The 12,778-nt window shown below is 30.0% G+C and carries 10 protein-coding genes; 4 read left to right on the forward strand and 6 right to left on the reverse strand.

Annotated elements, in window-relative coordinates:
- The first annotated feature begins 17 nt into the window (after positions 1-17).
- Complete coding sequence (locus H2684_RS03540; RefSeq protein WP_182088012.1) at positions 18-881, forward strand: ABC transporter ATP-binding protein; 864 nt, start codon at positions 18-20, stop codon at positions 879-881.
- On the forward strand, positions 881-1,510 hold the full coding sequence (locus H2684_RS03545; RefSeq protein ID WP_182088013.1) for an ABC-2 transporter permease: 630 nt from the start codon (positions 881-883) through the stop codon (positions 1,508-1,510). Before H2684_RS03540 ends, H2684_RS03545 begins: the two co-directional genes overlap by 1 nt.
- A gap of 54 nt (positions 1,511-1,564) precedes the next feature.
- Here the strand turns inward: H2684_RS03545 and H2684_RS03550 are convergent, their stop codons facing one another.
- On the reverse strand, positions 1,565-4,804 hold the full coding sequence (locus H2684_RS03550; protein WP_182088014.1) for a DEAD/DEAH box helicase: 3,240 nt from the start codon (positions 4,802-4,804) through the stop codon (positions 1,565-1,567).
- Positions 4,805-4,954: 150 nt separating this feature from the next.
- Between H2684_RS03550 and H2684_RS03555 the strand changes: the two genes are divergently transcribed.
- Together H2684_RS03555 and add are read left to right on the forward strand one after the other, a co-directional pair.
- Complete coding sequence (locus H2684_RS03555; RefSeq protein WP_182088015.1) at positions 4,955-5,452, forward strand: amidase domain-containing protein; 498 nt, start codon at positions 4,955-4,957, stop codon at positions 5,450-5,452.
- Between the two features lie 70 nt (positions 5,453-5,522).
- Positions 5,523-6,563, forward strand: coding sequence for an adenosine deaminase (gene add, locus H2684_RS03560; RefSeq protein ID WP_182088016.1), 1,041 nt, complete (start codon positions 5,523-5,525; stop codon positions 6,561-6,563).
- A gap of 71 nt (positions 6,564-6,634) precedes the next feature.
- On the opposite strand, the gene H2684_RS03565 is transcribed toward add, so the two are convergent.
- The 5 genes from H2684_RS03565 to sufD form a co-directional block, all read right to left on the reverse strand.
- Entirely contained in the window at positions 6,635-8,161 is a 1,527-nt protein-coding gene (locus tag H2684_RS03565) for a phosphomannomutase/phosphoglucomutase (RefSeq protein WP_347707510.1), read from the reverse strand.
- A 134-nt stretch (positions 8,162-8,295) separates the two neighbouring features.
- Entirely contained in the window at positions 8,296-9,603 is a 1,308-nt protein-coding gene (locus H2684_RS03570; protein ID WP_182088018.1) for a dicarboxylate/amino acid:cation symporter, read from the reverse strand.
- Between the two features lie 332 nt (positions 9,604-9,935).
- Positions 9,936-10,373, reverse strand: a complete 438-nt coding sequence (gene sufU / locus H2684_RS03575; protein WP_182088019.1) for a Fe-S cluster assembly sulfur transfer protein SufU — start codon at positions 10,371-10,373, stop codon at positions 9,936-9,938.
- On the reverse strand, positions 10,360-11,601 hold the full coding sequence (locus tag H2684_RS03580; protein WP_182088020.1) for a cysteine desulfurase: 1,242 nt from the start codon (positions 11,599-11,601) through the stop codon (positions 10,360-10,362). The genes sufU and H2684_RS03580 overlap by 14 nt, the downstream gene beginning before the upstream one ends.
- A complete protein-coding gene (gene sufD, locus H2684_RS03585) occupies positions 11,598-12,773 on the reverse strand; it encodes a Fe-S cluster assembly protein SufD (RefSeq protein WP_182088021.1) in 1,176 nt (391 codons plus the stop codon). The genes H2684_RS03580 and sufD overlap by 4 nt, the downstream gene beginning before the upstream one ends.
- Positions 12,774-12,778: the final 5 nt, after the last annotated feature.

Here is a 12,778-nt window from a genome sequence, read left to right on the forward strand (position 1 = left end):
ATTTTGGAGGTTATTATATGGAGAATATTTTAAGCGTTAAAAATTTGAGCAAAAGTTATAAAGGTTTCACTTTAAACAATATAAGCTTCAATGTTCCAAAAGGGTATATTATGGGGCTTATAGGCCCAAATGGTGCCGGTAAAAGCACCACTATAAAACTTATTATGAATCTTGTAAAAAGGAACTCAGGCTCAATAAATATATTTGGTCTTGACAATATTAAACATGAAAGAGAAATAAAACAAAGAATAGGATTTGTTTATGATGAAAACTATTTTTATGATGATTTAAATTTAATTGAAATGAAAAATATAATAAAGAGATTTTACAAAAATTGGGATGATGAAGTCTTTAATAAGTACATGACTGATTTTAAACTTCCTCTAAAGAAAAATATAAAACAACTTTCAAAAGGCATGAAAATGAAATACTCTCTTGGAATTGCACTTTCACATAATGCAGAACTTATAATTATGGATGAACCTACTTCAGGCCTTGATCCAGTGTTCAGAAGTGAAATGCTAGATATACTTTATTCATTAATTCAAGATGAAAACAAAGCAATATTATTTTCCACCCACATCACCACTGATTTAGAAAAAATAGCAGATTATATAACATTTTTAAATTCCGGAGAAATAGTATTTTCAGATACAAAAGACAGTATACTTGAAACTTACAAAATTATAAAAGGTGATAAGAACTTGCTTACATCAGATATTAAGGACTACCTCATAGGCATAACTGAAAACTCCTTTGGATTTGAAGGTCTAACAAACAATGTAGAAGCAATTAGAAAACTTACTAAAAATGACGTACTTGTTGAAAATGCAACTTTAGATGATATTATTGTATTCACAGTAAAAGGAGGTAAACACTAATGGGAAATCTAATTTTAAAAGATATACTAATACAGAAAAAAACTTGTATTATTATCTTAATTGTATCATTTTTAATAGCACTCAATCCTATTAACTCTTACTTTGTATTTATGTCTACTTTTTCTGCTTATGCATTTTTAACTGGAAGTTTCTATAAAGATGAAAGAGCAAATATCATGTTAAATAGTCTTCCTATAAGCAGACTAAATATAATTGTATCAAAATATCTATCAATATTCGTATTTGGATTTATAGGTATGATTGTAGCATTTATCTTTCCAAATCTCATGCGTATAATAGGTTTAACAAATTCCTATACTATTATAACTAATGAAAATATATTCGGAAGTCTTATAGGTATTATTTTATTGAGTTGTGTAAATTTACCAATATATTTCAAGTATGGATATGCTGCAACAAGATATGTATTTCTACTTTTATTTATTGCTATATTTTCAGCAATGACTATACTAAGTAACTTTTCATCTTACAATTCATATGAAATTCTAACCTATTTAGGTAATTTACCTAATTATGTAGTAGTTTTAGGTATATCATTTTTATTGCTAGCCATATTTATTATATCCTTTTTCATATCATACTTTTCCTATAAAAATAAAGACCTTTAATAAAATCAATAAGACCTACACTTTACATGAATTGTAGGTCTTATTCTATATAAGCTATCTAAACAAATTTATAATCTCCTGATCTGACAGTGATGTTATACCATGACTTCCAGACATTTCATCTCCAATAAGATTATCTATTAGTCTTTTCTTCTCTTCTTGAAGTTTTAAAATCTTTTCTTCAATTGTTCCCCTTGCTATGAGCTTTACTACCTCTACTACATTTTTCTGCCCTATCCTATGTGCCCTATCTGTAGCTTGTGCCTCTACTGCAGGGTTCCACCATGGATCAAAATGTACAACTATATCTGCAGAAGTTAAATTAAGCCCTGTACCACCTGCTTTTAAACTTATCAAAAATACTTGAGCTATGCCTGAATTGAATTCATCTACCATTGTCATCCTATCTTTAGAATTAACTGAACCATCAAGATACATATACTTTATTTTTTTCAACGATATCTCTTTTCCTATATTTTTGAGCACAGACGTAAATTGTGAAAATATAAGTATCTTATGCCCCTCGGCTACAACTTGATCTAAAAATTCTAAAAGTCCTTCTATTTTTGCACTACTTCCAGTGTAATCTTTCATCACTATAGATGGATCAAGGCAAAGCTGTCTAAGTTTTGTTATATATGAAAGTATTTCAATTTTACTATTTTTAAATTCATCATCTTCTACTTTGTGCTTTATTATATCTAAGGCATAATTTGCATATGATTTATAGACCTTCTTCTGTTTGTCACCCATTTCAACTAAGATTGTTCTCTCTATTTTATCAGGAAGTTCCTTTATAACATCTTTTTTTCTTCTTCTCAATATAAATGGTTTTGTAAGTCTATTGAGATCTTCAATTACTTCAGGTTCTTCTTTGAACCTTTTATAATATCTTACATTAAATCGTTTTTCATCATATAAATATCCTGGCATTATAAAATCAAATATAGACCAAAGTTCCATAACAGAATTTTCTACTGGAGTTCCAGTAAGGGCAAACCTTCTCCTTGCCTTTATATTCTTAACAGCCAAGGCATTTTGGGAATGAGGATTTTTTATGTACTGTGCTTCATCAATTAAACAGTAATCAAATTTCTTTGATTCATACATATCTATATCTCTTTTTAAAAGATTGTATGTAGTTATAGAAACGTCCCATTCATATATATTTTCTATTAGCTCTTCCCTTACATTCTTGTTGCCTAAAATTGCCTTAACTTTAATATCTGGAGCAAACTTTTCAAATTCATTTATCCAATTGTAAACAAGTGAAGTAGGCACAACTATCAATGATTTGCTGTCCTTGTTTGAAAGAAGAAATGCAATTGCCTGAAGAGTCTTTCCAAGTCCCATTTCATCTCCAAGTATTCCTCCAAATCCAAGATAATCAAGTGTTTTAAACCAATTGTATCCAAATTTTTGATATTGTCTTAAATTACCTTTAAGATTTTCAGGCTCTTTAAATTTAAGATTTTTTATATTTTTAATTTTATCTCTTATTTTTTTAAGCTCAGATTTGCCCTTTATATATCTTATTTTATTTTCTGCTATATATTCATCAATATAAATACTCTTGTTTTTATGTACTTGTATAGAATTATTATCTATATTGTCTTCTGATATTGAATCTATAAGTTTTAAGAACTTTCTAAGTTCAATCTCTTCTAAATCTATATACTGACCATCTTTAAGCTTATAGTATTTTAAGTTGTTTCTAAATGCCCTCAATATTTCAGCAATTTCTTCTTTAGGTATATCTCCAAGTTTAAATTCAATTTCAAAATAATCATATTTACCACTTCTAATATTTGCACTTATATTTTTCGAGTTCAATGATTTTATACCTTTAAAATTCTCCGAATAGAATACTTCACCTACCTGTTGCAGTTTAGAGATTTCACTTTTAAAAAATCTAAATATATAGTCATCCCCCCATATAAATAAAAATTCATTTTCCCGTCTTTCAAATCCTAAACTTCTAAGTAGAGTTAAAACTTCTGTTTCCTTCTTAGAATCCCTATATATAATCTTTTCATTGCAATCTTCAAATATATTGAATTCAAACTTTCCATACTTCACTTTAGTTGTAAGTACAACACTTTTTCCAGGCTTATCAAAATAAAATCTAATCTCACATTTTTCATCTACTACTTTACATTTTATTTCCTTTGACAATTTCACATTATAAGACAATAAATTAAGCTTTGGTACAAGCTCTCTAAGTATTGTAGTTTCCTTATCAGCTGGAAGTAAGACTTTTTTTGACTTAGCAAAAACCTTAAGATATGGCTTTATATATTCACAGTATTCACTACTTGGCAAGTATATTGTAGTTCCATAGAAAAAAACATTATCTCTTGAACTCAAGGATATGGGCATTCCTTCTGTAACTTGAAGTTCATAATTATTTTTAACCATTTCCATTTGAAACTGTAATGGAGGATTATCCTGAATCACTTCAGTTTCTACTGTCCTATATAAAAATCCTTCATCAAGATACACCCTATGATATTTTATGGTATAAAAAAACTCTCGTACAAGATAATCTGGTATATGTATGTATTTACCTTCTATATTTGACTTTCTTATCTTGCTTCGATAAGTATAATTTCCCTCTATACTTCTCAAAGTTTGAATAAAATCCACAAGTCTTTTATCTTTTACATTTAATTTATTATATTTCATATTCAAAGTAAATCTTTTTCCATATGTTATAGCTATTTTACCTGTAAGTGCCAATAAAAACTGATTTATATCTTTCAAAACATAGAGTTCATTTGACCTCATTGAGTTAAGTCCTATTTTAAATTGTGCAGAAATTCTGTTGTCCCATTGATTTTTAATAACATATACTTCAATTTTTATTTCTTTTTTCTCACTTTCATCACCTAAAAGCATTGAAAGTGTATCCCTTCCATAGATAGAATCAAGCGAACCTTCAAATCCTTCATCTTTGAAAGCATCATTTTTTATTAAATCATCTAAAGATTTATAAAATATAGCTAAAATATGCTTACAACAGTAATTTGTCTTTCTAAATTCATTGTTTTCATAATCCATACAAGTACAGTAAGTTGAAATAACTTCCCTACTCTTTATATCTATCTCTATCTTTACATTGTATTCACTAAAAAGACTTTCTGAAATCACCTTTCCCTTTATACAAAGAAGTCTATCTTTATTCTCAATATCAACAGAAGACACTAAATCATTGTTTAAAACCCTCATACCTTTAACATGATTTTTACCACTTGTCTGTTCATTGAAAATTTGCACAAGTTTATCTTTATCCATAATACCACCTTAATTATTAAATAATATATGAAATCTAATTATAACATAAATTGTGATTAAATGTTTAAATACAATCCACTATCAATATGTAACAGGTTACCATCTACAAGCATAGATTTATAATATAATCAATTATTTGGAGCATTTATAATGAATAAAGACAAATTACACTATTCAAGAAGTAAGGCTTTACACTATGCCTTAAAATACGCTATAACACCAAATCCTCTATACAGATATTTCTCAGTCCATGGAAAAGGTGGAGGAGATTGTACAAATTTCACATCTCAATGTCTAAAATCAGGTGGCGCACCTACTGTTTCATCTGGCAAAAATCAATGGTGGTATAAAGACAATAACTGTTCAATTTCATGGGCTGTAGCTAGTTCACTTTATTGGTATTTAAAAATTAATGCAAAAGATCATCTATACGGTATAAAGGGTTATGAAGTAAATTCGCCTGAATTGCTTGAGGTAGGTGATATTATATTTTACGAAAACATAAAAAGGAAAATACAACATTCTGCAATTGTAACTTTAATACATGGAAATTATCCATTTATATCTCAGCATACTCCCAATTTATTAAATATACCTTATGAGAAGGATTGGGCATATAAAGTTCATTTCATGAAAATATCACTATAATATTAATAAACTATATTATTGTTATTATTATAATGTAAAGTTATAATTTATTAAGTAAGGATGTGATATTATGAATTTAGATGAATTGTTAAAAACTATTCCCAAAACGGACTTACACTGCCACTTAGACGGCAGTATACGTCCTGAAACAATGATAGATATTGCCCTAAAAGATAGCATATCTCTTCCCACATATGAAATAGACAAATTTAACGATTATGTAAAAGTATATGGGAAGTGTCCTTCTTTAAAAGAATATCTTAATAAATTTGATATACCTATAAAGGTGATGCAAAGTTATAATAATATATACAGAGTTACTTACGAACTTTTAGAGGATGCTGCAAAACAAAATATACGCTATATTGAAATTCGCTTTGCTCCTTTTAATCACATAGAAAATCTATGCCCAAAGGACGTAATAAATGCAGCTTTAGATGCCATGAAAGATGGCAATCGAGATTTTAAAATAATGTCAAATTTAATTTTATGTATAATGCGCCATGAACTACCTGAAAATGGAGAAAAGTTAGTTAATATAGCTAAGGATTTTGCTGGTAGTGGAGTTGCAGCTATAGACCTTGCTGGTAACGAAGAGGACTTTCCTCCTGAACTACATAAAAAAGCTTTTGAAATGGCAGAATACTATGGTCTTCACCGTACAGTACATTCTGGAGAAACTGGTAATGCAGAAAATATAACAAAATCAATAAATCTGCTTCATGCAGAAAGAATAGGACATGGCATATATGCATTTAAAGACAGTACTGTAATTAGTCTACTTAAGGGAACAAAAACTCCACTTGAAATGTGCATTACAAGTAATGTAAATACATCAGCTGTTTCCTCTTACAAATCCCATCCAATAAAGTCATATTTAGAAAATAATATTAATGTAACTGTAAATACGGACAATACTACAGTTTCAAATACAGATATAATAAAGGAATTTAAATATCTTGTAAAGTACCAAAATTTCAGTTTAAAAGACATAGAGAAAGTCATAGAAAATGGTATATTAGCTTCATTTCTTGAAAAAGAAAAGAAAGAAAAATTACACTCTGAATTTCTAAAGTCAATAAAAAATATAAATCAGAATGAATTAATTTAAATAAGTTGTAAAAAATAAGAGAAGTGAAAATTTCTCCTTCTCTTATTTATGTATATTTTTGCAAATTACACTTATTTCATGCTAGAAAAATCCAGCTTGTCATATTTACCTAAAAATTCTACAAGTTTTGAAGCTATAAACTCTGTACCTCCCTGTTTGTCCGACTCTATGTTAAGAGGCATTACAGCTTCATGAAGTGATAGTCTTAATAAAAACCATCCAAATCCATTTTTCCTATCACAATTTACCCTTAATCCTTCATAATTTTTAGGTTCAATTGTCCAACCATCTACCCTATCTACAAACTGCTTCAAACCTTCTAATACATCGGCTCCATACTCTTTAAAGTTCTCGCAATTAATTTTTATTCTATATTCTACACTTTCAAGAGGAATCTCTAAATCCGATATGAGATCTGTAAGTGTTTTTCCTCCTTCATTTTTCAATCTAGCCATCTTTATAAGTATTTTAGATACTAAATAAGCTCCATCATCTAAAAAATAATTTTCTTTTAAAGCTGCATGTCCAGAAGTTTCAATAGCAAAGTAACATTCTTTTCCTTCTTTATTGAACCTTATAGCTTCATTTATAACATTCCTATATCCTCTTTTAAATCTGTGGTGTACTCCACCATGTGACTCTATAAACTTCTTCAATCCACTACTTGTAACAGAATCTGTAACTATTATAGAACCTGGATGCTCATCAAGTACAATTGCAGATGTAAGTGCAATAAGTGAATTTCTATTTATTTCTCCACCTTTTGCATCAACTACAGCTGCTCTATCAACATCAGCATCAAAAATTATTCCAAGGTCTGCATTACTTTTAAGTACTGCTTCTTTTATTGAATCCATAGCCTCTTTCTTCTCAGGATTAGGTATGTGATTTGGAAATCTTCCATCTGGCTCAATAAATTGACTTCCTGAAGTATCTGCACCAAGTCTTTTTAAAACTTTATCTACAAAAAATCCACCAGCACCATTACCTGCATCTACTACTACTTTAAAACCTGTAAGAGGCTTCATTTTATTATTTTTATCTGAAATTCCATCTATTATTTTATTTACTAAAAAATTACTATAATCTTCCATGAGGTCTTTCTTTTCAACATTTCCCATAGCATCTTCTTTTGAAAATTCGCCTTTGTCTGCAATTTCAAGGAGCTTTTCTATATCGCTTCCTTCAAATCCACCTTCACATGTAAAAAATTTAAGACCATTATAATAATAAGGAAGATGACTTGCAGTTATTTCTACTGCACCATCTGCTTTATAATTTTCAAATACAGTACTCATAAACATTGCAGGTGTAGAACAAAGACCGCAATCCATTACACTGCATCCTAACTTTTGCATTTCTTCAACAAAAATATTCTTTATCTTCTCACTTGTTATCCTTGAATCCATTCCAACGGATATTTTTAAATCTTTTAATTCCTTATTTTTCTTAGAAGACAGTAACATTGCAAATGATTTAGCTAGGATAGGAAACATTTCATATCCAAGATTTACTTCTCTGTCATCGTTTTCCAACACTACTCCTCTTATATCTGTACCATTTTTTACATTTTGCCACTTTTTATCCATTATTATCATACCTCCTGATAATATAATAATTCATACTATTTTATTGTACTATATTATCTATAATCTATGATAATTTTTATTCGAATTTTTACTAAAAAAATTGATGCCAATTAGATATACTAATTGACATCCACTTTATATCTTTATGAAAGTACTTTTTTCTTATCATACTTGGCATTAAATGCCTCTCTATCAAATTCACCTTCAGAATTAGCAACTAAAACAGACACAACAGATGCTCCTGTAACATTTGTAAGTGTTCTTGCCATATCCATTATTGCATCTACTCCAAAAATTATTCCGAGTCCTTCAATTGGAAGTCCAAGTGCTGTAAAAACAACTGTAGCCATTATAGATGCTGTTCCAGGTACTCCTGCAGTTCCTATAGATGCTATTGTAGTTACAACAATAAGCAAAATATAAGTTGAAAAGCTCATTGGTATATTAAAAATTCTAGCTACAAATATAGCTGCTATTGCAGGATATAATCCTCCACATCCATTCATCCCCATAGTTGCTCCTAAAGGTGCAGAAAAGCTAGCTATATTATCAGATATCTTTATATTTTCAGTAAGAGATTTTATAGTAACAGGAAGTGTGCCATAACTACTTCTTGTGGTGAATGCTACTACCTGTGCAGGATATATTCCCTTAAAAAATCTTATTGGATTTATTTTTGCAACAAAAGCTATAAGTCCACCATGAACAAAAACTACTTGTATTATGCAGGCTATATAAACTGCAATCACTACTTTTAAAAGTGGTATAAGAGTTGATGCTCCGTATTTTGCTGATGTTGAAGCAAGCAATGCAAGTACACCATATGGTGTAAGTTCAAGTACCATATCTGTAATTCTAAACATTATTACTTTAAAAGAATCAAAAAACTTTTTAACTGGTTTTACAATTTCAGGATTCTTTTCACCTTCTAAAGTAATAGCTACTCCTATTAATATTGAAAATACAAGTACAGGAATTATCTTTGCTTCTGCCATTTCTGATATTACATTTTTAGGAACCATATCGAGAATTATATTCGAAAAATTAGGAATATTTCGTGCTTTATAGGAAGCATCTTTAGCAAATTGAATTCCACTTCCAGGATCCATAACAACTGCAACAACAATTCCTATTACACAAGCTACTGCAGTAGTTCCAAGAAGCCAAGCAACTGTCTTTACACCTATATTTTTAAGTTTTCCTGGGCTTTCTATTGCAGTTATACTTGAAATAACTGTTGGAACTACAAGTGGTACAACAAGCATAACTATTAAATTTGCATATATTGTTCCAACTGGTGCTATATATCCTGCATCTTTTCCAAATACTACTCCTAATCCTACACCAAGAATCATTCCAAGTAAAACCCTAGTCCCAAACTTCACTTTTTTTCTCTTTAAGAGATATAACCCTATAAATAAAATAAATGATACAATTAAGCTTAAATACATTTTAACCCTCCATAAAATAATTTTTTATAAAATAAAAAAACCACAGCCTCAATAACTACAGAGGCGGCAGTTTCCGCGTTTCCACTCTGATTAGACAATAAAAATCATCTATCTCATTTCCTTCAGTACAATATCTATACCTAATCTCTATAAAGGGAGATCCCTCTCTGCTTACTAATTTACACTTTCCACTTCGAGCTCCTAGGGGCACTTCAATTATACTTCTCAAATAAAGTTTTCTCAGCAAGTAAACTTCTCTCTGTTAAATGTCCGTATAATTTACTCTCCCTTATCATCACATTAATATATACTATGTTTTAAAGTTATTTTTGTTACTTATTTCTCTTTTTTATTGCTTCCTCTAAAGTATGCCAAGCAAGAACTGCACACTTTACTCTTGCAGGCATCATTGATATATTCTTAAGTGCTATTGCATCTTCTAACTTTTCAAGCTCTTTCTCATCTGTAATATCTTTTTTTATCATTCCTATAAAAGTCTTTACATAATCTAATGCCTCATCAATTGTCTTTCCCTGTATAAGGTCTAACATCATAGATGTAGATGCCTGTGATATAGCACATCCACTTCCTTCGTATGCAGCATCTTCTATAACATCTCCATTAAACTTTAAAGACAATGTTATATCATCTCCACAGCTTGGATTGTGTCCTCTCTCTTTTAAGTCTGCATCTTTTATTTCTCTTTTATTTGTAGTATCTTGATTGTGCTCAGTTATTATTTCTGAATATATAAGACTAAGATCGTCCATATCCTAACCACTTCCTTACATTTTTTACTCCTTCTACAAATATGTCTATTTCCTCAGGAGTATTATAAAAATAGAAACTTGCTCTTGAAGATGCTTGAATTCCTAAATATTTCATAAGAGGCTGTGCACAGTGATGTCCTGACCTTACTGCAACACCATAGCTGTTTAATATAGTAGCTACATCATGAGGATGAACATCTTTTATATTAAAAGATATAATTCCACCTCTATCTTTTTCATCTTTTGATCCATATACAGTAACATAATCTATATCGGCTAGTTTTTCTAACGCATATTTCGTAAGTTTTTCTTCATAAGCTTCTATATTATCAAGTCCTATTGAATTTAAATAATCAATAGCAGCTCCAAGAGATACTGCACCTTCTACATTTTGAGTTCCAGCTTCAAATTTAAATGGAAGTTCTGCAAAAGTGGCATCTTGCTCTGTAACGTATTCTATCATTTCTCCTCCTCTCAAAAATGGAGGCATCTCAAGTAAAAATTTCTCTTTTGCATAAAGCACTCCTATACCCATTGATGCAAGCATTTTATGCCCTGAAAATACAAAGAAATCTGCATCAATATCTCTTACATCAACTTTCATGTGTGGAACACTCTGGGCTCCATCTACTACAGCTACAGCGCCTTTTTCATGAGCATACTTTACAATATCTTTTACTGGGAATTTTGTTCCAAGTACATTTGACATCTGTGCAATAGCTACTAATTTAGTCTTATTAGTAATTTTATTTTTATATTCATCTTCTGTAATTCTACCATCTTCATTGACATACATATATTTAAGCACTGCACCCTTAGCTTTTGCTACCATTTGCCATGGAAGTATATTGCTGTGGTGTTCTGAAATTGCTACTACTATTTCATCATCTTTATTTATAAAGTTCATTCCATAGCTATATGCTATTAAATTAAGTGATTCTGTGGCATTCCTTGTAAAAACTATTTCACAAGCTTTCTCTGCACCTATAAATTTTCTTACTTTCTCTCGCGCACCTTCAAATGCCTCAGTAGATGTTACCCCTAGATGATGAGCTCCCCTATGAGGATTTCCATTTAAATTTTCATTATAATGCTGAACTGCCTTCATTACTGGAATAGGTTTTTGTGTTGTTGCACCGTTGTCAAAATAAACTAGGTCTTTTCCATCAACTTTTATAGATAGTATTGGAAAATCCTTTCTTAGCTTTTGTACATCTAGGGTACTCATTTTACAAGCCTCCTCTTAAGTTCTTCAGATAAAAATAACCTCAAATCCTCTGCAGGTACTCTATCAAAAACAGGACTAAATCTGGCTTCTATAATAAGTTTTTCTGCTTCACTATATTTAAGTCCACGACTCATTAAGTAAAACAGCTGATCTTGATCTATTTTCCCAACACCTGTAGCATGCTGTCCATCTACATCTTCCTCTTGACAAAGAAGCATTGGTATACTGTCAGTTTTTACTGTTTTATCAAGCAGTAGAACCTCTTCTGTCTGTGATCCCTTTGATTTAGAAGACCCACGTCTAAAATCTATATTACCTTTAAATACTTTTTTTGCTTTATCTTTTAAAACTCCTTCTATAACCATCTTACTAAGACTTCTTCTTCCAAAGTGATTAGTTGTATAATATATATCTTGTTTTCTGCTTCCATCTACAAGATATGCTGAATATATATCAGCACCACTGTTATCGCCTTTTAAGTCTGAGTTGTAATTTGTAACGTTTATTTTACTTCCAATTTCAATAGTAACCCAATTTACCTTAGCTCCAGCTTCAACTGAGGCCATATTTGAATCAAAATGGGTAGATTCATCATTCATTCTCTGAATTTTTATCACATTTACCTCTGATCCAGCCCTTGCAATTACCTTTGTAAGTCCATTGTGAAATGCTTTAGTTTTATCATTATCGGTATAATAATCAACTAAAATAGTAACTTTACTATTTTCTTCAGCTACAACTATATTATTATCTATAACTACTGGATTTTCATCATTTAACTTAAAATTAAGTCTTACATATGAATCTACTATTTTATTTTCAGGTACCTTTATAAACACCCCTGAATTAAATCCACTTTCTGCAAGTTTTACAAATTCCTTTGAAGTTGAAGACACATTTTTAAAATTATTATAATCACAAAGACACTCATGCCTTACTGTATCCTTTATAGGATTTACAGTTACTCCTTCAAATTCTTCTCTTTTAAAATCTATATATTCTTCATTATATTGCTCTATCTCCGGAATCTTATAGTCATCTATAGAAAAATTATTCAATCCTAGATATTTCCAGGTAGGAACATAGGCCTGATTAAATTTGAAATTTTTCTTTTTTCCAAGAGCAGAAATTATATCATTTCCTTCAGTAAAACTTTCCTTTCTATCTATCATGATGT

It is taken from the genome of Clostridium sp. cel8 (assembly GCF_014050525.1).
In the GTDB taxonomy this organism is placed as follows: domain Bacteria; phylum Bacillota; class Clostridia; order Clostridiales; family Clostridiaceae; genus Clostridium_B.